The organism is Pseudarthrobacter sp. NamE5, from assembly GCF_005796225.1.
Taxonomy (GTDB): Bacteria; Actinomycetota; Actinomycetes; order Actinomycetales; family Micrococcaceae; genus Arthrobacter.
The window spans coordinates 91794-115063 of sequence record NZ_VAHO01000015.1; the positions used below are offsets into that span (position 1 = coordinate 91794).

Genomic DNA, 23270 nt, shown 5'->3' on the forward strand with positions numbered 1-23270 from the left:
TGGTGTCAAGAGAACTGGAGCTCACTGACACCCCGGGCGGCGGCACCACCGTACCGGTGCCGTTCCCGGACGTGCAGTAGGCTCGGGTTTTTGTCCAGGTATGCGCACTTTAGGCCCCAAGAGGCCTGCATATCCGGACAAAAACTCCGATCGGTTAGTCCTGGGATGAGCTACGCGTCAGGACCCAGGTGTTGGTCCCATCCTGCCGCTCAAAGGTGACGGTGGTGACCAGCGCCTCGATCAGCGCCAGGCCGCGTCCGGACTCTGCGTCCTCGCCGGGGGTGGAAGGTTCCATGGGCCCGAACGGCGGCTTGGCGTTGTAGGCACTGACCCGCGCCTGCAGCAGCGTGGGCCTGACCTCGATATCCACGCCGAGCTCCACCGGGTCCTGTCCGGCCGGCTCCGCGTGCTGGACGATGTTGGACGCTGACTCGATCACCGCGGTCGTAAACGTCATCTGGTCCATGTCGCCAACAAACGGCGCGTCCAGCCAGAGGCTGTCCATGTCGTTGTGGATGGACTCGATGGCATCCTCGGCGGCAGGGCCGCGGAAGTTGCGGGCTGCCAGGACCTCAGTCATTGCTGAACGCCTCTTCGGCCGTGCCATACGCCGTGAGGACCTTGTCCATGCTGGTCAGCTGCAGCACCATCTTCACCTGCGGCTGCACAGCGGCGATGCGGAGGTCGCCGCCGGCCTGGCGGGCCGCCTTGAGGCAGCCGATGAGCGCCCCGAGGCCCGACGAATCCATGAACGCCGTGTTTTCCAGGTTCACCACGATCCGGTTTGAGCCGCCGGCGATGACGTCGGTGACGAACTCTCGGAGCTTGGGCGCGGAAACCATGTTCAGCCGCCCGTCCGCCTTGACCTCCGCGTACGAATCTCGGACCTCGTAACTGAATTCCATCAGGACTCCTTTTTTTGATCTGCGGGTTCTGGGGCCGGCTGGTAGCCCTTATAGAGCACTGCCCGGACCAGGATGCTCATGACCACCAGGTCGAAGATGACCCAGGCGACATTCACCAGTGTGCCGAGCGGTTCTGCAAGGCCGGTGGCCAGGCGGATGATTCCGACGACGGCGGCCACCGCCAGCAGCACGGACACCACGATCTGTGGCCGGATCAGGCTCCAGCTGGGTCCGCCGCTCTGGCGGGCTTTGGGGGTGACGGCAAAGCCGAGGGGACGGCCGAACCAGACGTTGCGCGCCGCCGTCGAACATGCCTTGATCCAGGTGGGGAACAGCGCCAGGCTGTACTGCTGGCCGCGCCAGGTGGGGATGCCGCGGCCGGCGACGGCGAACAGGATCTGGTTGACCACCATGAAAGGGATGAAGCGGACGAAGAAGTCCCAGCTCAGGCTGGTGACCGGCAGGATGCCCAGCAGCAGGTAGATGATGGGGGCGGCGAAGTAGATGACCGCCGCGTACCCGCTGAGGTACGTCCACATGGTGGCGAAGTACATCAGGCGCTGTCCGAGCTTGAGGCCCTTCTGCACCAGCGGGTTCTCCCGCAGCAGCACCTGGATGGTGCCTTGCGCCCAGCGGAGGCGCTGGGTGAGCATGGTCTTCAGGTCCTCGGGCGCAAGGCCGTAGGCCAGGACCTCGTGGTGGTAGACGCTTTCCCAGCCCATGGCGTGCATGCGCATGGCGGTGGCCATGTCCTCGGTGACGGAGATGGTGGCCAGCGGCATCACCGGCTGGGCTTCGTCGTTGCGCTCCACGGACAGGGCGTCCAAAACGGCCTGGACGGACTCCAGGGCTCCCAGCGGTGACCAGTCGCGCGCGGACATGCGCTTCACGGCATCGTCCGCCACCACGGGCACGCCGGACTCGCCCACATGGGCGAGTTCCATCGCGGCAATCTCTTCGAGGTCCGCCTGCAGGGCTTCGACGTCGGCCGACACCAGGGTCTGCACGGCTGCGTCCACCCGGCGCCGGACCCGGTAGGTGATCTCGCTGAGGGGCTGGCCGGCGTCGAGCTCCCGCTGGGCCTCAACCGTGGCGGCCTCTACCTCATCCAGCACCTCCGCCACCAGGGGCGTGTCCACGTCTGCGGACTTCCGGGCCTGCTTGATCGCGGAGCGGGAGGCCGCCAGCGCCCGGCGGATGCTCTTTTCGGTCTCCTTGACGTAGCCCACCAGGCCCAGCTGCATCAGGGCCTCACGGCGCAGGATGGCGTTGGAGCCACAGAAGAAGGCAGCGTTCCAGCCGTCCTTGCCCTGCTGGATGGGCCCATAGAACAGCGGGGCCTGGCTGCCGAGGGGATCGTCGGCTGGGACGTTGCTGAAATACTGCGGGGTCTGGACCAGGGCCACCCGGCGGTTGTTGAAGTACCCGAGAGTCTTCTCGAGGATGTCCGGCTCCGGAATCTGGTCTGCATCCAGGATCAGGAGGAACTCGCCGTGCGTCTGCATCAGTGCGTTGTTGAGGTTGCCGGCCTTGGCGTGCCGGGGGAGGTTTGAGGTCCAGTCCTCGCTGCGGGTCACATAGCCCAGACCATGCTGCTCGGCGAGGGCCTTGAGCTCGGGACGTGCGCCGTCGTCCAGGATCCAGGTGCTGTGCGGATGCCTGATCTTCTGCGCTGCCAGGGCAGTGGTCATCACCATGTCCAGGTCTTCGTTGTACGTGGTGATGAAGACATCAACGGTGGCATCGTGCGGGGGCGGCGGTGCGCCCTTGCGGATTTTCAGCTTCCACACCGTCATGCCGAAGAGCATCACGTCGATCAGGCTGTACGTCTCGGCAATCACCAGGGGCAGGGCGATCCACCAGGCGTCCCAGTTCAGCGATGCTGCCCAGCGCCAGGCAATGTAGTTCACGCCGGTGATGACGGTCAGCACGACCACCAGCCGGGTCCAGAAGCGGGTCATGCGGCCGTGTCCTTGGGAAGCCGGCGGACGACGACGACGGTCACGTCATCCTCGGCGGTTTCAGCAGGAGCCAGGGCCAGGATGGCGCTGCTTGCGGCCTGCGCCGAACTCCCACCCTGCGTAGCCCGGCGGACAGCCGCACTGAAGTCCTCCACGGTATCGAAGACATCCAGCACGCCGTCGCTGACCACCACCAGGGAATCCCCGGGCTCAAGCTCCAGACTGGCGGATGGCCAGGAGCTGCCTGCCCAGGCCCCCACCGGCGGCCCACCGGCCGGCAGCCGGTGTGCCTCCCCGCCCGGCTTCACATGCAGCGCAAGCCCATGACCGGCGTCGACATAGCTGACCTTTCCTGACGCCGCGTCCAGCCGCGCGTGGAACAGCGTGACAAAGGAGTTCGACGAGTCAAGGTCTGCGGCGATGGCCTGGCTGGCCGTGCTAAATGCCGTGTCCAGGTCATGCCGCAGGCCGGTGGAACGCATGACTGCCCGGACTGTTGCGGCGATAAGGGCTGCGCCCATCCCTTTGCCCATGGCATCGGCAAAGGTCAGGTGAAGGCCGTCATCAGTCTGGTACCAGTCGTAGAAGTCGCCGCCGACGCTCCGCGAGGGGCGGAACAGGCCGGCGACGTCGTAACCGTCTATTCGGATGTCTTCCTGGGGCAGCAGGCTTTGCTGCACCTCTGTGGCCCGCTGCAGTTCGCTGCGGGCGGCCGAATCGGCGGCGGGAGAAGGCCTGCGGCGGAACAGGGCATTGATCCTGGACTGCAGTTCGCGGGGGCTGAAAGGCTTGCTGAGGTACTCGTCAGCGCCGTTGTCCAGGCCGGTGAGCTTGTCGAGTTCGTCGGCGCGGGCGGTGAGCATCACGATGAACGCGTCCGAGAATTCGCGGAGCAGCTTGCAGACTTCCAGGCCATCGAGGTCCGGCAGGTTCAGGTCCAGCGTCACGAGGTCGGGCTGGCGGCGGCGGACTTCCTCGACGCCGGGCAGGCCCGCGGCGGCCTCGGTGACGTCGAATCCCTGCTTGGCCAGCACCCGGACCAGAAGCCCCCGGATGTCCGGATCATCCTCGATGACAACGGCGCGGCGGATTTCGGGGGGAGAGACCATGGCTCTACTTTTACCGCATTAACGGCTACCAAGCATGTCGCGCCTGTTTTCACGGGTGTTTAGCCCGTCCCTGCAACCGATGCTTCCGGGCCCATGACGATCTTGTGGAAATCCTAAGACCGGCTTGCCCGGAGCTTGAGGTACACCGCGGACACTCGAAGAAAGCAGCAGTTCAGGCATAGCGGTCGACGGCGACCCGAGCCGAGCTGGACGGCTTGCGGGAAGGCGGGGAAGCCATGGGAGATTTTGCGATCAAGGAACAGGCGGCGGCCAGGGCTGCCGCCGGTGCGGCCCTGGCCAAGGGCCAGGCACTGCTGCGCGTCTACTTCCACAGGCGGAAAGTGCGCGCTGCTGCCAAGGCATTGGCGGCGGCTTTGGCGGAGTCGAGGGAAGTGTGGAGCTGGCCCGGGGACCGGCTTCCCGTTGGGGCGGAAATGTCCCAGCAGGTGGAGAGGCTCACCCGGAGGCTCAAACTTGAGACAGAAGCGCACAACAGGCTGGAGGCCCTGTTCAGGGCTGCGGACGGAGGGCGTTCCGTACTGGCACATTAAGTGCCACACTTAGGAGCAATCGAGCGGCTGGGGGATACAGTCAGGAGATTGCAGTGGCTTGGTACACAGGGTGGGCCTACCTCATCGCGGGACTTATGACCGTTGACGCGCTGCTTCTGGCCCTGTGGGCTATCGACGAGGACTGGCCCGGCCGCTGGTGGAGGAAACCCTGATTTGCCATTGGGACGAAAAAACTGTGAACGGTCCGGGAGGACCGCCCACAGTCTGCAATTAAAAACTTCGCCCGCGGGCTGGATGGGTCGAGACAGCGCTGTTGAGTCAGCCGCGCAGGTCCAGGCGCATCAGCACGCGCGGGAAGCCGTTCAGGACCGATTCGGTGTCTGCAGCCTTGGTGAAACCGGCGTCTTCGAAGAGCTTCCGGGTGCCCACATAGGCCATGGTGAGGTCGACTTTCCGCCCGCCGTTGTCCACCGGGTAGCCCTCGACGGCTGGCGCCCCATAACTGCGGGCCATGTCAACGGCGCCTGCCAGCAAAGCATGCGAAATTCCCTGGCCGCGGTGTCCGGGGCGCACCCGGATACACCAGACCGCCCATACGTCCAGGGTGTCCACGTGCGGGATTTTCCGGTTCCCGGCGAAACTGGTATCGGCACGGCGGTGGACCGCAGCCCATCCCACTGGCTCACCGACGTCGTACGCCAGGACCCCGGGCGGGGGATCCTGGGCCACCAACATCCTCACAAGGTCCGCACGCTCCGTTCCCCGCAGCGCCTGGTTCTGTTTAGACGGGATGCGGTAGCTCAGGCACCAGCACACGGTGGCGTCCGGCCGCTTGGGGCCAAGGATCGTCCTGACGTCCTCGAACCCGGTGCCCGGGCGGACCTCTATCACCATGCGGCCATCCTGTCAGGGGCGGCGGGAACCGGGCAATGGCCTTAGGCGTCGGGTATCCGGCCGATGCTCCATGCTGCGACTTTGCGGAGGTCAACCCTGGTTGCCGGCACGCGTACACGCGTTCCTCCTGAGAGCAGCACCGGCTCCAGGAAGTGGATGTACCGGTCCTGCAACTTCAGCAGCGGGTTTGCCTTGGTCTCTTCCGATGCCTCCAGCTTTAGTTCGTCCACACTCGGCCCTGAAGCGGCCATGGCATCGGCGAGAGCCGGGCTGCCGATGCGGATCTGGTCATTCTGCCGCTGCGCCCACGCCTGCTCCGCGACGACCGATCCGGAAATCACCGTGCCGTCAACCACCACGGTGAGCTCGATGGTGGCGTACGGGTCTGTGCTGAGTATCGGGGTCAGCAGCAGTGCCAGCCGGGGGTCAATCTCGTACCAGGACTGGGCTGCGAAGTGTTCACGGTTGGCCGCGTACCGGGCTTTTTGCTCAGCGGCCACTTTGGAAATTGCTTCTTCTGCGCTCTCGTCGGCCATGGCTGTTCCTCTCGCGGTTCCTGGGAGTTGGAGTCCCCCTACGAGCTTAGTTTTCACCCTGTCAGCCCGCGCTGGCCGTCAGTACACTGGGACGCATGACCGAGCAGGAACCCGCCCGGCAGCAAGCGGTTTCGGCCTCCGACGGCGGGGAGGGCCTCCGTGAAGACGTCGCCGCCACCTCCGCACCAGGCGGGGATAGTGGCCCTCCGCGCCTTACGGACCCTGACGCCGTCGACACCTCCCTGCGCAGTCCTGCACAGCGGTTCCGCACGTTCACCGGGATCCTGGCGAACACCGCCGTCGCGAACATCACCACGAGCTACCTGTGGTTTGCCCTGACCTTTTGGGTTTATCTGGAGACGCGCAACGTCATTGCCACAGGTGTTGTGGGCGGGGCGTACATGCTGCTGATCGCCCTTTCGAGCATCAGCTTTGGCACCTTCGTGGACCGCTACCGCAAGCTCACCGTGATGCGTTTCGCCGCCGCCTTCACTTTGGTGATGTTCGTGCTGTCCGGAGTGATGTTCCTGCTGACGCCGACTCCCCGCCTGTTGGACCTGGCTCAGCCATGGTTCTGGATCTTCACCATGATCATCCTGATCGGTGCCGTCGTGGAGAACATGCGCAATGTTGCCCTTTCCACCATGGTCACCATCCTCATCGAGCCCGACCGCAGGGCCAACGCCAATGGAATGGTGGGCATGGTGCAGGGCTTGGCGTTCATTGTGACGTCGGTGCTCTCCGGGCTTTCCGTCGGGCTGCTGGGCATGGGCTGGACGGTAGCCGTGGCAGTGGTGCTGACGGCGTTGGCTTTCGCGCACCTGCTGACGCTGCGCATGCCGGAGGAGGTCCGGGTGGCGTCCACGGATGCGCACGGCGGTTTCGACCTGCGCGGCTCCTTCGCCGCTGTGCTGGCAGTGACAGGACTGTTCGCGCTGATCCTGTTCTCGACGTTCAACAACTTCATCGGCGGTGTCTACATGGCGTTGATGGATCCGTACGGGCTGGAAATGTTTCCCGTAGAGGTGTGGGGAGCCGTCTTCGCGCTGGGGTCCACCGGGTTCATTATCGGCGGTGCGCTGATCGGCAAGTTTGGACTAGGCGCCAACCCCCTGCGCAGCCTGCTTCTCGCAGTGGTGGCAATGGGGTTCCTTGGTGCCGTGTTTACCATCCGGGAGTGGGCGTGGCTCTACGTCGCCGGCATCTGGCTGTATTTGATCCTGATCCCCTTCGTTGAGGCTGCCGAGCAGACGGTCATCCAGCAGGTAGTGCCGCTGCCGCGGCAAGGCCGGGTGTTCGGGTTCGCCATGGCCTTCGAGTCCGCTGCTGCGCCCATCACCGCGTTCCTCATCGCGCCGATTGCCCAGTTCTGGATCATCCCCTATGCGCGCTCCGCCGAAGGGTCCGCCCAGTTGGCGCCGCTGCTGGGCGAGGGGACCTCCCGCGGCATAGCCCTGGTGTTTTTGATCGCGGGGATCATTATGGTGGCGGCGGCCCTGCTGGCTTTCCTGACTCCGGTTTACCGCCGGGTTTCGGCGTCCTACCTGCAGGCGGCGGAAGCGGAGGTTTCCGAAACCACCGCCGGCAAGGACAGCGGCCGTTAACGCCGGACGCCCCGCACAAATGTAGTGCGGGAGCGTCCGGGGAAAAGCGGCGTTAAGTGAGAGAGGGTTAGAGTCCCAGGGCTTCCTTCAGCTCGGCGACGTGGCCGTCTGCCTGGACCTGGTACTGGGCCAGGCTGACTTTGCCTTCGGGATCCACCACAACGGTGGAGCGGACGATGCCCTCGACGATCTCGCCCTTGACCAGCTTCTCGCCCCAGGCGCCGTAGGCCAGGGCAACTGCATGGTCGGGGTCGGACAGCAGCGGGAACGTCAGGGAGAAGTCGCCGCTGAAGCCGGCCAGGGCCTCGGGGGCGTCGGGGGAGATGCCGATGACCTCGTAGCCCTTGCCCTGGAGGGAGGACAGGCTGTCTCGGAAGTCGCAGGCCTCGGTGGTGCAGCCGGGGGTGGCGGCCTTCGGGTAGAAGTACACGATGACGTTCTTGCCACGGTAGTCGGCCAAGGAGGTCTCCCGGCCGTGGGCGTCCTTGAGGGTGAACTCAGGGGCCTCGGTTCCGGGCTGCAGCCTGTTGGTCAAAGTGGGGCTCATGGTGTTCCTTTGGAAGGGTCGGTCATTAATGGCCAAGCATCTAGTGAAGCGGTTCCGCGCTCACTGGTACAACTCCGGCGTCATATGCAGTATTCCGCCGGTCCGCGAACGGTGGCATGCGGCCCGGGGATGAACTGGTATCCGCCGCCGCGCACCGTGGCCACGGCGTGCCGGGCGTTGCCCAGCTTCCGCCGGATCCGGCCAACGTAAACATCGATGGACCGGGCGGTGGCGCCGGGGAAACTCAGGGACTCCAGGAACTCCTGCAGTTCCTCCCGGCCAACCGTGCGGGACAGGTGCGTCACCAGGTAGCGCAGCACCTTGTATTCGACGCCGGTCAGCGGCACGGGGCTGCCGTCCAGCAGGACGGTTTCGGCGGCAAGGTCCACGGCAACCCGGCTGAGGGGCCCGGCCGACGGCGGCAGGCGCGTGCCGCCGTCATCCTGGCTATCGCCGGGGTGCTCCGCCGCGGAAGGAGTGCGAGAGGAGTGGTCTGCGGCTCCTTCCGCTGCGGCGGAGACCCCGGACGTGGTGGCTCCGGCGGCAGGCCAATGGACTTCCGCCTCCGGAGCAGTTTCGAGGGCCCGGGCAAGGACCAGTTGGGCGGCGCGCTGCAGGAGTTCCGGGCTGGTTCCTTCCGCCGGAACCACCCACACGGCCAGCCCGCGGGCGGCAGCTTTGGGTGGGGCCATCCGCGGACGGCAAGCCGCCCTCGGATGGTGGGCTTCCACTGCCATGGCTCTTCCCTAAACGCCGCCGCGGCGGATCAGCTTGCCCGTGGGGGTCTGGCCGTCCACCACGGCGCCGCGCAGGAAGGTCTTGCGGACCACTCCTGACAGGGTCTTGCCGTCGTACGGGGTGATGGGGTTCTTGTGCTTGAGCTTGGACACGTCCACCACGAAGGCCTCATTCGGGGCGAAGATGGCGAAATCAGCGTCATAGCCCAGCGCCAGCTGGCCTTTGTTGGTGAGGCGGGCCAGGGCTGCGGGCTTCTCGCCCATCCAGGAGACAACCTGCTCCAACGGAATGCCGCGGTGCCGTGCCTCGCTCCAGATCAGCGAGAGCCCCAGCTGCAGGGAAGAGACGCCGCCCCAGGCAACGGCAAAATCACCGTTCTCCAGGTCCTTCAGGTCCAGCGTGGAGGGGGAGTGGTCCGAGACGATGCAGTCGATGGTGCCGTCCAGCAGGCCCTGCCACAGGAGCTCCCGGTTGGAGGCCTCGCGGATGGGCGGGCAGCACTTGTACGCGGTGGCGCCGTCCGGAATTTCCTCGGCCATCAGTGTCAGGTAGTGCGGGCACGTCTCCACGGTGAGCTTGACGCCGTCGCGCTTTGCACTGGCAATCATGGGCAGCGCATCCGACGACGACAGGTGCAGAATGTGCGCACGCGCACCGGTCCAGCGGGCCCGCTCGATGACCTCGGCGATCGCCTTGTTCTCGGCGCCGCGCGGGCGGGACGCCAGGAAGGTCTGGTAGTGGTCACCGCCGGGGTGGGGCGCACGGTCGATGGCGTGGGAGTCTTCCGCGTGGACGATCATGAGGGAGTCGAAGGATTTCAGCTCGGCCATGTCCTCCTCCATCTCGTCCGCGTCCAGGTGCGGGAACTCGTCCACGCCGGAGTGCAGGAGGAAGCATTTGAAGCCGAACACGCCTTCGTCATGCAGGGCCCGCAGGTCACCCTTGTTGCCGGGGATGGCGCCGCCCCAGAATCCGACGTCGATGAACGCCTGGTCCTCGGCCACCTCGCGCTTGAGCTTCAGGTTTTCCACCGTGGTGGTGGGCGGGACGGAGTTCAGCGGCATGTCGATGATGGTGGTCACGCCTCCGGCCGCCGCTGCACGGGTGGCTGAGGCGAAGCCCTCCCACTCGGTTCGGCCGGGCTCGTTGACGTGGACGTGCGTGTCCACCAGGCCGGGGATCAGGGTTTCATCGTCGGCCAGCTCAATGACCTCGGCGCCGGCCAGGCTGTTGCCCAGCGGCTCAATGGCAACGATCTTCCCGCCGCGGACGCCCACTTCACGCGGCGCGACGCCGGCAGTGGTCATGATGCGCTGGCCACGGATGACCAGGTCAAAACGTTCTTCAGACATGGAGGTCCTCCTTGGTATGTGGGGTGCGGGCGAGCCGGTCGGCCGCCAGCCTCCCGCTGATCTGGGTGCCCAACTGCTCCAGAAGCGGCGCTGCCTCTGCTATGCACCTGTCTACATCGCTTTCGAGTTCGGTCAAAGCGTAAACGTCCTCGAAACCGGCGGCTGTTGCCTGGCCCTGTTCGAGGGTGGTCCGGCCGCACACCGCCACTACCGGAACGCCCTGTGCAACGGCTGCCCGGGCCACCCCCATGGGTGTCTTGCCCAACAGGCTTTGATCGTCCAGGGAGCCTTCGCCGGTGATCACCAGGTCTGCGCCGGCCAGGCGTTCGGCCAGGCCTGTGAATTCGAGGACAACGTCGATGCCAGGGCGGCGGGTTGCGGCCAGGGCAGCAATGGCGGCGTACCCCACCCCACCGGCCGCCCCCGCCCCGGGAGCTTCCGCCGCCTTGACGGCGCGGAATCCGATTTCCCTGGCCAGGACTTCGACAAACCTGGCCAGGGCGGCGTCGAGCACGTCGACGTCCTGTTGTGTGGCACCCTTCTGCGGGCCGAAAACCGCCGCGGCGCCCTGGGCGCCCAGCAGGGGATTGTCGACGTCGGATGCCAGCACAAAGCGTGTGTCCACCAGGCGGGGTTCGAAGTCAGTGAAGTCGATGCTGTGCAGGTTTGCCAGCGCCGCCCCGCCCGGTGGGAGTTCGTTGTTCCTGCTGTCCATGAACCTGGCGCCGAGCCCCTGCAGGAGCCCCGCACCGCCGTCGGTATTGGCACTGCCGCCAACGCCCAGGACAATCCGGCGGCAGCCGGCGTCCAAGGCAGCCCGGATCAGCTGGCCTGTGCCCAGGCTGGTTGCCGTGGTGGCAGCAGCGGAGTTTGGCCGGCCGCCTTCCCGTACTGCCGGCAGCAGGGCGAGCCCGGAAGCGGTGGCCATCTCGATGACGGCCTCGTGGCCGCGCACCGCGAAGTCCGCCTCCACCAATTGGCCCGTGGGGCCGCTCACGGTTGCGGTGCGGCGGGTGAAGCCGGAGCCGACGGCGGCGTCGAGGGTGCCCTCGCCGCCGTCGGCTACCGGAATCCGGATGACGTCAAGGTTGCCGCCCGCTCCGTGCTGCAGGCCCTTTTCGAGGTGCGCGCAGACTTCCGGGGCGGACAGTGATCCCTTGAACTTGTCCGGGGCAATGACGATCCGCATGGCGGTGCCTGTCTTTCCTGTTTAGGCGTGCAGGTTCTAGCCCTGCAGCGCCAGGATGGCGGTGGGGGCGTCGGCTGCAGACTCGGCCAGTTCCTCAAACTCGTTCACGGCGTTGATCTCCACGCCCATGGAGATGTTGGTGATCTTTTCCAGGATTACTTCCACCACCACGGGAACCTTGAACTCGCCCATCAGGGCCTTGGCCTTGTCGAAGGCTGCGGCGAGGTCGTTGGGGTCCTCCACGCGCACGGCCTTGCAGCCCAGCCCTTCAGCCACCTTCAGGTGGTCCACACCGTAGCCGCGGGTGTCCTCGGACAGGTGTGCGCTGTTGATGTTCTCGAACGCCAGGGACACGTTCTGCTCCATTTTGAAGCCGCGCTGGGACTGACGGATCAGGCCCAGGTAGGAGTTGTTCACCACCACGTGGATGTACGGCAGGTTGAACTGTGCGCCGACGGCCAGTTCCTCGATCATGAACTGGAAGTCGTAGTCGCCGGAGAGGGCCACCACGGTCTCGTCCGGCTTGCCGCGCACGACGCCGAGGGCCGCCGGGGCGGTCCAGCCCAGGGGGCCTGCCTGGCCGGCATTGATCCACTTGCGGGGTCCGAACACGTGCAGCATCTGCGCGCCGGCAATCTGGGACAGGCCGATGGTGGACACGTAGATGGTGTCGCGGCCGAAGGACTTGTTCATTTCCTCGTAGACGCGTTGCGGCTTGATGGGGATGTTTTCGAAGTGCGTCTTGCGGTGCAGCGACGCCTTCCGTTCCTGGCACTCGGCAACCCAGGCACTGTAGTCCGGCAGTGACCCGGCCGCCTTGAGCTCCCTGGCGAGCTCAACCAGCCCTGCCAGCGCCGCGCCGGCGTCGGACGCGATGCCCAGGTCCGGCGAGAACACCCGGCCGATCTGCGTGGGCTCGATGTCGATGTGCACAAACTTCCGGCCGGCGGTGTAGGTCTCCAGGCCGCCGGTGTGGCGGTTGGCCCAGCGGTTGCCGATGCCGATCACGAAGTCGCTCTGCAGGTAGTTCTCGTTGCCGTAGCGGTGGGAGGTCTGCAGGCCCACCATGCCGGCCATGAGCTGGTGGTCGTCCGGGATGGTGCCCCAACCCATCAGGGTGGGGATGACCGGAACGTTGAGGATTTCGGCCAGTTCCACCAGCTGAGCGGAGGCACCGGCGTTGATGATGCCGCCGCCGGCCACGATCAGCGGGTGCTGGGCCGCGGTGAGCATGTCCAGGGCCTTTTCCAGCTGCTTGCGGGAGGCCTTGGGCTTTTCGATGGGCAGTGGCTCGTAGGTGTCGATGTCGAACTCGATCTCGGCCAGCTGCACGTCAATGGGCAGGTCCAGCAGCACCGGGCCGGGGCGGCCGGAGCGCATCAGCTGGAAGGCCTTCTGGAAGGCGCCGGGAACCTGTCCGGGCTCCAGGATGGTCATGGCCATCTTGGTGACGGGCTTGGCGATGGATTCGATGTCCACAGCCTGGAAGTCTTCCTTGTGCAGCTTGGCCACCGGGGCTTGGCCGGTGATGCAGAGCATGGGGATGGAGTCTGCCCAGGCGGCATAGAGGCCGGTGATCATGTCGGTGCCGGCAGGGCCGGAGGTGCCGATGCAGATGCCGATGTTGCCGTCCTTGGCGCGGCTGAAGCCGTCAGCCATGTGGCTGGCGCCTTCAACGTGGCGGGCCAGGGTGTGGCGGATGCCGCCGTGGGCGCGCATTGCTGAATAGAAGGGGTTGATGGCGGCGCCTGGCAGGCCGAACGCCTCGATGGCGCCTTCCTTTTCCAGGATGGCCACCGCTGCATCAACGGTACGCATCTTGCTCATGGGGTGCTCCTTGGGAAACTTTGAAGTCTGTTTTTGGGTGTGCTGCGGGAGCCGCCGTCGTGATGTACGACGGCGGTTGCCCTGTTTGTGCTTGTTATCGCGCCTCTGACGCGGGTGCTTTACTCGCGGCCGCTGAGCTGGAGGACCTGCTTGAAGAGTCCTGAGTGGTCCAGTGCGCCGTCGCCCTGGTTGACGGTGGCGGCGACGAGCTGGGCGACGACGGCGCCAAGGGGGATGGCGACGTTGGCTTCACGGGCGGCAGAGGTGACGATGCCCAGGTCCTTGTGGTGAAGGGCGAGGCGGAAGCCGGGGTCGAAGTTGCGGTCGAGCATCTTCTGGCCCTTCTGGTCCAGGACCTTGGAGCCGGCCAGGCCGCCGCCGAGGACTTTGAGGGCGGCGTCGGTGTCCACGCCGTAGGCCTCGAGGAAGGCGATGGCCTCGCCGAGGACCTCGATGTTGACGGCGACGATGAGCTGGTTGGCGGCCTTGACGGTCTGGCCGGAGCCGGAGGGGCCGACGTGGACAATGGTCTTGCCGACGGCGTTCAGGACGTCCGAGGCGGCGTCGAAGTCTTCCTTGTCGCCGCCGACCATGATGGAAAGTGCGGCGTCGATGGCGCCCTGTTCGCCGCCGGAGACCGGTGCGTCGAGCGGGCGGATTCCAGCTTCACGGGCGTCGTCGGAGAGGCGCTTGGCGACGTCGGGGCGGATGCTGGAAGCGTCGATCCACAAGGTGCCCTTCTTCGCGTTGGCGAACACGCCGTCCTCGCCGCTGACGACGCCTTCGACATCGGGGGAGTCCGGGACCATGGTGATGACGACGTCGGCATCCTTTACGGCGTCAGCGATGCTGGCGGCGCCCTTGCCGCCTTCGGAGGCGAGCTTGTCGATCTTGTCCTGGCTGCGGTTGAAGCCGGTGACCGTATGGCCGGCCTTGACCAGGTTGATGGCCATGGGCAAGCCCATGATTCCGAGTCCGATAACTGCAACGTTGCTCATGATGGTTCTCTTTCTGAAGTCTGTGGTGGTGCGGGCTGCGGATCAGCGGGAGGCGTGTTGGCGGATGGCCCAGCTGAAGGCCGTTTCCTGCGGTTCCTTGTACTCGAGCCCGATGTAGCCCTGGTAGCCGAGTTCGCGGCTGCGGGCGATCCACTCGCCGAGCGGGAGGGTGCCGGTGCCGGGGGCGCCACGGCCGGGGTTGTCGGCGATCTGGATGTGGCCGAAGTCCTTGGCGTGGTTTTCGATGACGGATTCGACGTCGTCGCCGTTGACTGCGAGGTGGTAGAAGTCGGCGAGAAGCTTGATGTTGGCGGCGCCGGACTCCGCCTTGACGCGGGCGATGACCTTAAGTGCGTCTTCGGCGGTGAGGAGCGGATACTTGGGTGCGCCGCTGACGGGTTCGAGGAGAACGGTGCCGCCAATGCGGGAGACGCCTTCGGCTGCTGCTGCCAGGTTCCTGGCAGCCAGGTCGTCCTGCTCCTCGGGGCTGAACTCGTCCTGCCGGTTGCCGTAAAGGGCATTGAAGGCCTTGCAGCCCAGCCGTTCGCCGATACCGGCCACTACGTCGATGTTGTCCTTGAACTCAGAGCAGCGCCCCTTCCAGGAGACAAGGCCGCGGTCGCCGCCGGGCATGTTTCCGGCGTTGAAGTTCAGGCCGGTGAGCTGAACGCCGGCGTCCTTGATGGCGTTCTCGAACTTGGTGATTTCGGCGTCGGCAGGGACGGAGGACTCGAAGGGCCACCAGAACTCCACGGCATCGAAACCTGCCGCCTTGGCGGCGGCCGGGCGCTCCAGCAGGGGCAGCTCCGTGAGGAGGATGGAGCAGTTCACTGTGTACGTCATCGTAGGTCCTTCCGAGGAGGGCTTTGATCTATCTTCCCTTGCTTCCCGGCTCTTCTACCGTTTCCGCTTTGTGGAATTTAGATTCTGCGTTATGAAAAGTGTAGGGAAGTATGGGGGAGGGAGTCAAGGGGGACGGCTGGAACCTGCTGAACAGCATGAGGACCCCCGGCATCAAGCCGGGGGTCCTCCGTGTGTGAAGTGAGTGGCAGAAACCTTTAGTGCGTGAGGTCCTTGCCCTTCGTTTCCGGGATTGAGAAGACGAATATGGCGCTGACTACCAGCAGCACCACCGCGTACACGTTGAACACCTGCGGCGCACCGAGCGAGGAGCCCAGCCACTGCTGCAGGTAGGGGGCTGTCCCGCCGAACAAAGCCACACAGATGGAGTAGGGAACGCCTACGCCAACGGTGCGGATCGACGTCGGGAACAACTCTGCGTAAACGGCCGGCACAATGGCGGCACTTGCAGCAATGAAAATCAGCATCACGGACATGGACACCGCCAACTGCCAGGCAGAGTCCTTCAGCAGCCACGTCATGGGGAAGTGGAACAAAGCCGAGCCGAGGGCACCTGCCCACAGCACTTTCTTGCGCCCGATCCGGTCCGACAGCTTGCCCCACACCGGCAGCGCGGCGATGAACACGATGTTGGCCACGACGCCCGCCCACAGCGCCTCGCCGCGGTCGATCTTCAGGGCCGTGGTCGCGTAGCTGGGAGCAACGACGCCCCATATGTAGTAGATCACCGTCAGGCCCACGGTCAGGCCGATCACCTGCAGCGCCTGCTTGCGGTACCGGACAATCTGCGGCCAGATCGGCGCCCGCTTCTCGGACACGGACTCGCCTTCGAACGCCTCGGTCTCATGCAGCCGCGACCGCATGATCAGCGCATACAGGCCCATCACGGCACCCAGCAGGAACGGAATGCGCCAGCCCCATGCATTCATCGCCTCGGCGGTCAGCGTCATGTTCAGGACGGCACCGAGCAGCGTCCCGAACAGAATCCCCACCGTGCCGGAAGTGTAGATTAGTGTCGCCCAGAAGCCGCGGTGCTCCCTGGGTGCCATCTCGGACAGATACGTCTGCGACGACGGCAGCTCGCCGCCGTGCGCCAGGCCCTGGATGAGGCGGGCCACCAGCAGCATGAGCGACGCCCAGGCACCGACGCTGGCGAACGTGGGGGCGACGCCAATCATCAGGCTCCCCAGCGAAGCCAGGCCGACGGCGAGTGTCATGGACGTCTTCCGGCCCACCCGGTCACCGATCCAGCCGAAGAGAAAGCCGCCGAAGGGCCGGGCCACGAAGCCGACGGCGAAGATCGCCAGGGTGGACAGGACCGCCGACGCGGGGTCTGCCTTGCTGAACAGCTGGCTGGCGATGAAGGGGGTGAAGGTGGCGTAGATAGCCCAGTCGTACCATTCGACGGCATTGCCGATGCCTGTTCCGACGATGGTCTTCGTGGTGGACACGCGTCCAGTCTGCTGCCTGGTTGCTGCGAGGGGCATGATGATTTCCTGTTTCGTCGGTGTGTGCATGGTGCCTGGCAGCGGCGCTGCTGCCGGAGGTTATGGTGGTTCGAGGTTGATGGCGGTGTTGAAGGTTTAGGGGGCAACTGAAAGTGCCGCCAGGCGCGAGATGGCCAGCTGGGCGTAAAGCGCGGCTCCGTCAGCCAGCACGCCGTCGTCGAACGTTGCGTAGGGGGAGTGGTTGAACGGCGAGGTGGCCGGATCGCTGCCCGGGGCAACGGCGCTGAGCCCCACGAAGGTGCCGGGCACCTCGGCCAGCACCCGGGAGAAGTCTTCGGAACCGCTCAAGGGGGTGGCCCAGCGGGAGAGGCGGCGCTCGCCGAAGAGTTCGGAGATGACGTTTTCTGCGGTGTGCGTTTCGTTCACGTCGGTGATGGTGAGGGGGTATTCCTCCAGATAGTCCACCTGGACCTCCACCCCGTGCCCCGCCGCGATGCCCATGAGCAGGCGCGGCACCGCTTCCATCATCTTCAGGCGCGACGCCTCCGAAAAAGTGCGGATGGTGGCCTCGATGCGCGCAGTTTCGGGGATGATATTCCGTTTGGTGCCGGCATGCAGCACGCCCACGGAGAGGACCACGGGATCGAACATATTGAACTGCCGGGTGACCATCACCTGCAGCGCGGTGACCATCTCGGCAGCCACCGTCACCGGATCTTTGGCGGCATGCGGGGCGGAACCGTGGCCCCCTGCGCCGAGCACCGTGACCTCCAGGCCGTCGGAGGCACTGAGCATGACGCCGGGCTTGGTGCAGAAGGTGCCGTGCAGTTCCAGCGAGGAGAAGACGTGCATCCCGTACGCGGCCTGGACGCGGGCTCCCGCTGCTTCCAGGACGCCTTCGCGGAGCATGTAGCTGGCACCGTCAAAGCCTTCCTCGCCTGGCTGGAACATGAGGACGACGTCGCCCTGCAGCTGGTGCCGCTTCTCGGCAAGGAGCGTGGCGGCTCCGGCGAGCATTGACGTGTGGAGGTCGTGGCCGCAGGCGTGCATGGCGCCGTTGGTCCTTGAGGCGTAGTCCACACCCGTTTTCTCCTGTACCGGCAGCCCGTCCATGTCGGCGCGGAGCAGTACTGCCGGGCGCTGTTTGCTGCCGGCCTCTTGTGCTGAGGGTCGTCCGCCGCGCAGGACCGCGGTGACCGACGTCGTCTCCTTGCCCAGGGTGATCTCGAGTGGCAGGCCGTCAAGGGCCCGCAGGACGCGTTCCTGGGTGCGGGGAAGGTCCAGCCCGATTTCCGGCTGCCGGTGCAGGTCGTGGCGCAGGCGGATCAGGTCGTCCTGCAGGTCCCTGGCATCGGCGGTCATCGTCACGGGGAACTCCTTGGCAACTGGTTTGGGCTTCGTGGTCTATTCTGAAGTGGCACAGTTCACATCTGCGGGAAGCGCTGGATATCCGCGTAGTCTTCTATTTCAGCGCAGGATTCATGCATGACCGAAAAGGTGTCGACCCATGGAGCTTAGCGAAGAGGACCTGGCGCTTATCCAGGTTCTGCAGGCTTATCCGCGCCTGGGCTGGTCTGATGCGGCAAAGGTGCTGGGTGTCCACGCCACTACGCTCGCTGCCAGATGGGAGAGGCTCAGGTCCAGTGGCGCGGCGTGGGTGACGGCGCATCTGGCAGGGGATCCGCGGCAGATGCTGCTTGCCTTTGTTGCCGTGGACAGCGAAATGCACCTGCGGGAGAGTGTCACGGCGCAGCTGGCCGCCGTTCCGGAGATTGTCACTGTGGAGGAGGCGGCCAGCAACCGGGACCTGATGCTGACCGTGATCACCAGGTCGCTGGAGGAGTTCAGTTCAAAGGTGGGCAGCCGGCTGAAGGGCATTGAAGGGCTCACCAAGTACCAGTCGGCGTTGTGCACCAGGCTGCACACCAGTGCGGATGAATGGCGGTTGAACATCCTGTCCAAATCGCAGTTGGCGGCGCTCCGGACGCTTGGACAACAGGGGCCGGACACCAGGCAGGCGGCAGCGGGTGCCCGGCTTCCTGAAAGCCATCTGGACCTGCTGCCGTTTCTGGCCAAGGACGGCCGGGCAACAGCGGCGGACATCGCCCGGGAACTGGGACGGCATCCAGCCACTGTGCAGCGGCAGCTCAACCGCGTCCTGGCGAGCGGACTCCTGCTGTTCCGGTGCGAGATTGCCCAGTCCTACTCCTCGTACCCGGTCACCTGCCAGTGGTTCGCCAATGTCCCCGCCGGCCGGCACGAGGAAGCGGCCGCGGCCATCAGGACCATCAGCAACGTGAGGCTCAGCGCGTCCACCACCGGACCCACCAATTTTGTGATCATCATGTGGCTGCAGTCCCTGGCGGACGTGATGACGGCCGAACTGGCGCTGCAGCAAAAAGTCCCCGGAATAGACCTGGTGGAAAGCGTGGTGATGCTGCGGACGGTCAAGCGGGTGGGCTGGATGCTGAATGAAGATACGACGGCGAGTGGCGCCGTCGTGCATAACGGCGGCTTTGGCGCGGCAGACTGAAGCCCGCGTTCCTGCCGTACTCTATCCTTCCTTCCGGCCCGCCCTGCCCATCGACGAGGCAACTTGCGTATGCGGCGAGTTGGCCGGCTCCGGGGCCCTCAAGAAGGCGAGCGAGGCCGCCACGGAATGGTCGGGTTTCTCCGGCGGGGTGTAGGCACGGAGAACCAGGAGGGATTTCGAGGCAAGTTTTACGGTGCCGCCAGCCTTCAGGATTCCCGTGTCTGCGTGTTCACCTGCCGTATCGATCAGCTGCTCCCAGGCAGGGGCGTACTCGGCTCCGGGAAGAGTGAAGTCCACCGGCTCGTCCCCCGAATTGCAGTAGAGCAGGAAGTTGTGATCCCGGATAACGCGGCCGCGGTGGTCCTTGCCGACGGCTTCGCCGTTGTAAAACACTCCAAGAGCCCGGGCCAGGGGGTTGCCCCAATCTTCCGGCACCATTTCGGACGCGTCCTTATTGAGCCAGACGATGTCCGGCAATGGCTGCCCGAGGGCGCGGCGCACAGGCCTGCCTTCGAAAAACCTGTTGCGGCGGAAGGTGGGATGTTCCCTGCGCAGGGTGCAAACGGCGGCAAGGAACTGGTTAAGGGGCTGATCCGCGGCCTCCCAGTTGATCCAGGACAGCGGCGAGTCGTGGCAGTAGGCGTTGTTGTTTCCGTATTGCGTCCGTCCAAGCTCATCGCCGTGCGCCACCATGGGCACCCCCTGCGAGAGTAGAAGGGTGGCCAGGAAGTTGCGCTGCTGCCGGGCCCGCAGCGCCAGGATGTCCGGATCACCGGTAGGACCCTCAACGCCGCAGTTCCAGGAGCGGTTGTGGGACTCGCCGTCGTTGTTGTCCTCTCCGTTGGCTTCGTTGTGCTTGGAGTTGTAGGACACGAGGTCGCGCAGGGTGAAGCCATCGTGCGCTGTGACAAAGTTGATGGATGCCACCGGCCGGCGGCCCGAGCTCTCGTAGAGGTCAGATGATCCAGCGAGCCGGGAGGCGAACTCGCCAAGGGTGGCAGGAGCGCCGCGCCAGAAGTCGCGGACGGCGTCGCGGTATTTCCCGTTCCACTCGGTCCACAGCGGCGGGAAGTTGCCAACCTGGTAGCCTCCCGGGCCAACATCCCAAGGCTCGGCAATGAGCTTCACCTGTGAGACCACCGGGTCCTGCTGGACAAGGTCAAAGAAGCTGGAGAGCCGGTCAACCTCGTAAAACTCCCTTGCCAGGGCCGACGCGAGGTCGAAGCGGAAGCCGTCCACGTGCATTTCCAGCACCCAGTAGCGCAGCGAGTCCATCAGCAGCTGCAGGGCGTGCGGGTGGCGGACGTTGATGGTATTGCCGGTGCCTGTGTAGTCCAGGTAGTGCTGCTTTTCATGCTCCACCAGTCGGTAGTACGCCTGGTTGTCGATTCCCCTGAAGGACAGGGTGGGGCCCAAGTGGTTCCCTTCCGCCGTGTGGTTGTACACGACGTCGAGAATTACCTCGATCCCGGCCGCATGCAGGGACCGGACCATCGCCTTGAATTCCTGCACCTGCTGGCCAGGCCTGGTGCTGCAACTGTAGCTCTCGTGCGGGGCGAAAAAGCCCATGGTGTTGTAGCCCCAGTAGTTTCTAAGTCCGCGGTCTTCCAGCACGCTGTCATGGACAAACTGGTGGACGGGCAACAGTTCGATCGCCGTGACCCCGAGCTTCTGCAGGTGCTCGATCACAGCCGGGTGGGCGATTCCGGCGTAGGTGCCGCGTTCCTCCTCCGGCACCTCAGGATGCGTCATGGTCAGCCCCTTTACGTGCGCCTCATAGATCAGGGTGTCGTTGTAGGGAATCCTTGGTGGGCGGTCGTGCTGCCAGTCAAAAAAGGGGCTGATCACCACCGACCGCATAGTGCTGGGCGCCGAGTCATCGGTATTGAACGAGGTCGGGTCGCCGAAATTGTAGGAAAACATCGGCTGGCCCCAGGTGATGCTCCCGCTCATTGCTTTCGCATAGGGGTCCATCAGCAGCTTATTGGGGTTGCAGCGCAGGCCCTGCGCCGGGTTGTACGGGCCATCCATCCGGTAGCCGTACAACTGCCCCGGCAAAACGTGCGGAAGGTAGCAGTGCCAGACAAACCCGTCCACGGCTTCCAGCCGGATCCGCTGCTCCACGCCCTCCTCGTCAAAGAGGCACAGGTACACCGCGCTCGCAGCCTCGCTAAAGATCGCGAAGTTCGTACCGCTGCCGTCATAAGTGGCACCCAGCGGATAAGGGCTCCCCGTCCAGACTTCCATGTCCGCCTCCATCCCCAAGAGAACACCATCCAACCACAGCGGTGCGACATCCAGCTCGAAGGGCGGTGCGAGTAAAGCATTAGCACCAAAGAGGAATACGACGGCGGATGCGCGCCGGGAGCCGGACAGCAGCAGGTGCCGGGCGGGGACACGGGAGAGCCATCGCCGGCAACGGCGCGGTAGCATCCGGCGCTGTTGGCAACCGTCTTGCAGACTGTTCCCATGACCTTTGCGAATGTTGGAAGCCTCGTCACCAAGCCCGGCCAGCGTGAGGCGGTCGTCTCCATCCTGGTCCGGCCAATGGCCGGGCTGAAGGAGGCCGGTTGCCTGCTGTACGAGGTGGGCGTTAACGATGCCGCGCCGGACACAGTCTTCGTCTGCGAGCTGTGGGAGTCCCCGGAGGCACACCGGGCATCCCTGGAGCTGGAGAGCGTGCAGGCGGCCATCGCCGAAGCGATGCCCCTGCTGTCGGGGGAGATGGGTGGAAACCAGTTCCTGGTGAAGGGCTCGCCGCTCCGCTGACCAGGCTCTGCACTGCAGGAATTTTCCCTAACGACACTGTTCCTCCCGTCGCTCAGCAACTAGGCTGGCCCGCACGACTGGACACGGACGAACGGGGTAAGGGAGTCACATGAGACCGCTGCCTGCACTTGAGCTTGTTGCCCGCCTGGAAGATGCCGAGTGGCTGGATCCCGTGGCCAAGAAGGTCCGGAAAGCCGTGAGAAAGGTGATCCGGCCCCGCTGGGCGCGGGACGTCCTGCATGGGGTTCCCATCGGTCATCCTGTCCACCCGCTCGCAGTCCAGGTTCCCATCGGGGCGTGGGTTTCAGCCGGCGTCCTGGATGCGATCCCTGGCAGCGAGAACGCAGCGAGGGTGTTGATCGGGGTGGGAACCGCCAGCGTGCTTCCGTCGGCACTCGCCGGGTTCACCGACTGGACGCAGCTGCACAGCCAGCAGCAGCGGGTAGGCCTGGTCCATGCTGCAGCGAACGTCACGGCAACCGGCTTCTACATCGCATCGCTGGTGCAGCGAACCAGGGGCAGGCAAGGCAGCGGAAAGATACTCGCCTACCTGGGGCTCGCCACAGTCGGCGCCAGTGGTTTCCTGGGCGGGCACCTCAGCTACCGCCAGGCCGCCGGCGTCAACCACAGCGAGGACATTCCGCACCGGTTCCCCAGCGGGTGGCAATCGCTGGCGCCGCTGGCAGAGCTGCCGGAAGGCAAGCTCCACAAGAGCGTTGTGGCCGGAATCCCGCTGCTTGTTTATCGGGAGGCAGAGGATGTCCGCGCGCTGTCCGACGTCTGCAGCCACCTCGCCGGACCGCTGCACGAGGGCAAGCTCAAGGGCGGCAGGCTCCAGGACGGGGGAGTTGATGGTGCTGGTGACCCATGCGTCGTCTGCCCGTGGCACGGCAGTAAGTTTTCGCTGCGCACGGGAGAGGTCCAGGGCGGTCCGGCAACAGCAAAGCAGCCGGTGTTCGAGACGCGGGTAAGCGGGGGGCTTGTCGAAGTGCGGCTGCCCGGGGCTGACTAGGCGCCTTTCCTCAGTGCCGACTGGCCGCTCCAGCCCCGGGTCCCAACTGGCTGAGCCGGGCGAACTGCACCCTCCAACCCGGCTGGGGGTGCTGCCCGCTCCAGCCCTCGGTGCCCAACTGCCTGAGCCGGGTGAACTGCACCCTCCAACCCGGCTGGGGGTGCTGCCCGGTCCTGCCCGAAGGGAATCGCGTGCCCAATCAGCTCTGGGCGCCGTAGAGGAAGCGGTGTAGACCGTCCTCTCCGGCGGAGAGAGGAGCCCGGAGGTAGTCGACAGTCCCGCGGACGGCAGTAGGCATGAGTGGATGGAGCTTACCACCAGGCATGACGTGCCCAGGCAGTATCCGGTCTGGCCAGTGGGGTGGTTCCCAGTCCTGGTGTTCGCTTTTGTACTTTCGGCGGGTGGGTGAGATCCAGCCGGGTGGTTGGTTTTTGGTGGCTGGGGTTGGTTTCCAGCCGCTGGTGTGTCTTAGCCG

Annotated in this window: 21 protein-coding genes; 5 read left to right on the forward strand and 16 right to left on the reverse strand. The window is 65.3% G+C overall.

What is annotated here, in order from left to right:
* Window positions 1–154: 154 nt before the first annotated feature.
* From FDW84_RS16085 to FDW84_RS16100, 4 genes are read right to left on the reverse strand one after another with little or no spacing between them, the layout of a single operon-like run.
* On the reverse strand, window positions 155–580 hold the full coding sequence (locus FDW84_RS16085) for an ATP-binding protein (RefSeq protein ID WP_138610510.1): 426 nt from the start codon (window positions 578–580) through the stop codon (window positions 155–157).
* Window positions 573–905, reverse strand: coding sequence for an STAS domain-containing protein (locus FDW84_RS16090; protein ID WP_138610511.1), 333 nt, complete (start codon window positions 903–905; stop codon window positions 573–575). Before FDW84_RS16090 ends, FDW84_RS16085 begins: the two co-directional genes overlap by 8 nt.
* On the reverse strand, window positions 905–2866 hold the full coding sequence (locus tag FDW84_RS16095; protein ID WP_138610512.1) for a glycosyltransferase family 2 protein: 1962 nt from the start codon (window positions 2864–2866) through the stop codon (window positions 905–907). Before FDW84_RS16095 ends, FDW84_RS16090 begins: the two co-directional genes overlap by 1 nt.
* Window positions 2863–3975, reverse strand: a complete 1113-nt coding sequence (locus tag FDW84_RS16100; protein ID WP_138610513.1) for a PP2C family protein-serine/threonine phosphatase — start codon at window positions 3973–3975, stop codon at window positions 2863–2865. The genes FDW84_RS16095 and FDW84_RS16100 overlap by 4 nt, the downstream gene beginning before the upstream one ends.
* Before the next feature lie 236 nt (window positions 3976–4211).
* Here FDW84_RS16100 and FDW84_RS16105 point away from each other — a divergent pair, with 236 nt between their 5' ends.
* Entirely contained in the window at window positions 4212–4526 is a 315-nt protein-coding gene (locus tag FDW84_RS16105) for a hypothetical protein (protein ID WP_138610514.1), read from the forward strand.
* A 279-nt stretch (window positions 4527–4805) separates the two neighbouring features.
* Here the strand turns inward: FDW84_RS16105 and FDW84_RS16110 are convergent, their stop codons facing one another.
* Both FDW84_RS16110 and FDW84_RS16115 read right to left on the reverse strand, forming a co-directional pair.
* The gene (locus FDW84_RS16110) at window positions 4806–5381 is read right to left on the reverse strand and encodes a GNAT family N-acetyltransferase (protein WP_138610515.1); all 576 of its coding nucleotides are present in this window, start codon (window positions 5379–5381) and stop codon (window positions 4806–4808) included.
* Between the two features lie 41 nt (window positions 5382–5422).
* Window positions 5423–5917, reverse strand: coding sequence for a hypothetical protein (locus FDW84_RS16115; RefSeq protein ID WP_138610516.1), 495 nt, complete (start codon window positions 5915–5917; stop codon window positions 5423–5425).
* 95 nt (window positions 5918–6012) lie between these two features.
* Here FDW84_RS16115 and FDW84_RS16120 point away from each other — a divergent pair, with 95 nt between their 5' ends.
* Window positions 6013–7521: an MFS transporter gene (locus FDW84_RS16120; protein WP_240721560.1), complete on the forward strand. Its 1509-nt coding sequence runs from the start codon at window positions 6013–6015 to the stop codon at window positions 7519–7521.
* A 67-nt stretch (window positions 7522–7588) separates the two neighbouring features.
* On the opposite strand, the gene bcp is transcribed toward FDW84_RS16120, so the two are convergent.
* From bcp to FDW84_RS16165, 9 genes are all read right to left on the reverse strand, one after another.
* Entirely contained in the window at window positions 7589–8068 is a 480-nt protein-coding gene (gene bcp, locus FDW84_RS16125; RefSeq protein WP_138610517.1) for a thioredoxin-dependent thiol peroxidase, read from the reverse strand.
* Between the two features lie 80 nt (window positions 8069–8148).
* A complete protein-coding gene (locus tag FDW84_RS16130) occupies window positions 8149–8805 on the reverse strand; it encodes a winged helix-turn-helix domain-containing protein (protein ID WP_138610518.1) in 657 nt (218 codons plus the stop codon).
* Window positions 8806–8814: 9 nt separating this feature from the next.
* Window positions 8815–10158 (reverse strand): allantoinase AllB, encoded by a 1344-nt coding sequence (gene allB / locus FDW84_RS16135; protein ID WP_138610519.1) that lies wholly within the window; start codon window positions 10156–10158, stop codon window positions 8815–8817.
* Entirely contained in the window at window positions 10151–11347 is a 1197-nt protein-coding gene (locus tag FDW84_RS16140) for a glycerate kinase (protein WP_138610520.1), read from the reverse strand. The genes allB and FDW84_RS16140 overlap by 8 nt, the downstream gene beginning before the upstream one ends.
* Window positions 11348–11383: 36 nt before the next feature.
* The gene (gene gcl, locus FDW84_RS16145) at window positions 11384–13174 is read right to left on the reverse strand and encodes a glyoxylate carboligase (RefSeq protein ID WP_138610521.1); all 1791 of its coding nucleotides are present in this window, start codon (window positions 13172–13174) and stop codon (window positions 11384–11386) included.
* 119 nt (window positions 13175–13293) lie between these two features.
* Window positions 13294–14172, reverse strand: a complete 879-nt coding sequence (locus FDW84_RS16150) for a 2-hydroxy-3-oxopropionate reductase (protein WP_138610522.1) — start codon at window positions 14170–14172, stop codon at window positions 13294–13296.
* Window positions 14173–14214: 42 nt separating this feature from the next.
* Window positions 14215–15015, reverse strand: a complete 801-nt coding sequence (locus tag FDW84_RS16155; RefSeq protein WP_138610523.1) for a hydroxypyruvate isomerase family protein — start codon at window positions 15013–15015, stop codon at window positions 14215–14217.
* 215 nt (window positions 15016–15230) lie between these two features.
* A complete protein-coding gene (locus FDW84_RS16160; RefSeq protein WP_138610524.1) occupies window positions 15231–16520 on the reverse strand; it encodes an MFS transporter in 1290 nt (429 codons plus the stop codon).
* Between the two features lie 96 nt (window positions 16521–16616).
* Window positions 16617–17849: a M20 metallopeptidase family protein gene (locus FDW84_RS16165; protein WP_138610525.1), complete on the reverse strand. Its 1233-nt coding sequence runs from the start codon at window positions 17847–17849 to the stop codon at window positions 16617–16619.
* A 139-nt stretch (window positions 17850–17988) separates the two neighbouring features.
* On the opposite strand from FDW84_RS16165, the gene FDW84_RS16170 reads away from it, so the two are divergent.
* Window positions 17989–19014, forward strand: coding sequence for an Lrp/AsnC family transcriptional regulator (locus tag FDW84_RS16170; protein WP_138610526.1), 1026 nt, complete (start codon window positions 17989–17991; stop codon window positions 19012–19014).
* Between the two features lie 21 nt (window positions 19015–19035).
* On the opposite strand, the gene glgX is transcribed toward FDW84_RS16170, so the two are convergent.
* On the reverse strand, window positions 19036–21261 hold the full coding sequence (gene glgX / locus FDW84_RS16175; RefSeq protein ID WP_138610527.1) for a glycogen debranching protein GlgX: 2226 nt from the start codon (window positions 21259–21261) through the stop codon (window positions 19036–19038).
* Between the two features lie 222 nt (window positions 21262–21483).
* On the opposite strand from glgX, the gene FDW84_RS16180 reads away from it, so the two are divergent.
* Both FDW84_RS16180 and FDW84_RS16185 read left to right on the forward strand, forming a co-directional pair.
* The gene (locus tag FDW84_RS16180) at window positions 21484–21783 is read left to right on the forward strand and encodes a putative quinol monooxygenase (protein ID WP_138610528.1); all 300 of its coding nucleotides are present in this window, start codon (window positions 21484–21486) and stop codon (window positions 21781–21783) included.
* 109 nt (window positions 21784–21892) lie between these two features.
* A complete protein-coding gene (locus tag FDW84_RS16185; protein ID WP_138610529.1) occupies window positions 21893–22795 on the forward strand; it encodes a Rieske (2Fe-2S) protein in 903 nt (300 codons plus the stop codon).
* Window positions 22796–23270: the final 475 nt, after the last annotated feature.

What these genes read in the sequence shown, in the direction of transcription:
- FDW84_RS16090 (WP_138610511.1), bottom strand. Translation starts at nt 905, where the DNA reads ATGGAATTCAGTTACGAGGTCCGAGATTCGTACGCGGAGGTCAAGGCG.
- FDW84_RS16100 (WP_138610513.1), bottom strand. Translation starts at nt 3,975, where the DNA reads ATGGTCTCTCCCCCCGAAATCCGCCGCGCCGTTGTCATCGAGGATGAT.
- FDW84_RS16095 (WP_138610512.1), bottom strand. Translation starts at nt 2,866, where the DNA reads ATGACCCGCTTCTGGACCCGGCTGGTGGTCGTGCTGACCGTCATCACC.
- FDW84_RS16185 (WP_138610529.1), top strand. Translation starts at nt 21,893, where the DNA reads ATGAGACCGCTGCCTGCACTTGAGCTTGTTGCCCGCCTGGAAGATGCC.
- FDW84_RS16140 (WP_138610520.1), bottom strand. Translation starts at nt 11,347, where the DNA reads ATGCGGATCGTCATTGCCCCGGACAAGTTCAAGGGATCACTGTCCGCC.
- FDW84_RS16105 (WP_138610514.1), top strand. Translation starts at nt 4,212, where the DNA reads ATGGGAGATTTTGCGATCAAGGAACAGGCGGCGGCCAGGGCTGCCGCC.
- FDW84_RS16130 (WP_138610518.1), bottom strand. Translation starts at nt 8,805, where the DNA reads ATGGCAGTGGAAGCCCACCATCCGAGGGCGGCTTGCCGTCCGCGGATG.
- FDW84_RS16115 (WP_138610516.1), bottom strand. Translation starts at nt 5,917, where the DNA reads ATGGCCGACGAGAGCGCAGAAGAAGCAATTTCCAAAGTGGCCGCTGAG.
- FDW84_RS16110 (WP_138610515.1), bottom strand. Translation starts at nt 5,381, where the DNA reads ATGGTGATAGAGGTCCGCCCGGGCACCGGGTTCGAGGACGTCAGGACG.
- FDW84_RS16180 (WP_138610528.1), top strand. Translation starts at nt 21,484, where the DNA reads ATGACCTTTGCGAATGTTGGAAGCCTCGTCACCAAGCCCGGCCAGCGT.
- FDW84_RS16150 (WP_138610522.1), bottom strand. Translation starts at nt 14,172, where the DNA reads ATGAGCAACGTTGCAGTTATCGGACTCGGAATCATGGGCTTGCCCATG.
- bcp (WP_138610517.1), bottom strand. Translation starts at nt 8,068, where the DNA reads ATGAGCCCCACTTTGACCAACAGGCTGCAGCCCGGAACCGAGGCCCCT.
- glgX (WP_138610527.1), bottom strand. Translation starts at nt 21,261, where the DNA reads ATGGAAGTCTGGACGGGGAGCCCTTATCCGCTGGGTGCCACTTATGAC.
- FDW84_RS16155 (WP_138610523.1), bottom strand. Translation starts at nt 15,015, where the DNA reads ATGACGTACACAGTGAACTGCTCCATCCTCCTCACGGAGCTGCCCCTG.
- allB (WP_138610519.1), bottom strand. Translation starts at nt 10,158, where the DNA reads ATGTCTGAAGAACGTTTTGACCTGGTCATCCGTGGCCAGCGCATCATG.
- FDW84_RS16120 (WP_240721560.1), top strand. Translation starts at nt 6,013, where the DNA reads ATGACCGAGCAGGAACCCGCCCGGCAGCAAGCGGTTTCGGCCTCCGAC.
- FDW84_RS16160 (WP_138610524.1), bottom strand. Translation starts at nt 16,520, where the DNA reads ATGCCCCTCGCAGCAACCAGGCAGCAGACTGGACGCGTGTCCACCACG.
- gcl (WP_138610521.1), bottom strand. Translation starts at nt 13,174, where the DNA reads ATGAGCAAGATGCGTACCGTTGATGCAGCGGTGGCCATCCTGGAAAAG.
- FDW84_RS16170 (WP_138610526.1), top strand. Translation starts at nt 17,989, where the DNA reads ATGGAGCTTAGCGAAGAGGACCTGGCGCTTATCCAGGTTCTGCAGGCT.
- FDW84_RS16085 (WP_138610510.1), bottom strand. Translation starts at nt 580, where the DNA reads ATGACTGAGGTCCTGGCAGCCCGCAACTTCCGCGGCCCTGCCGCCGAG.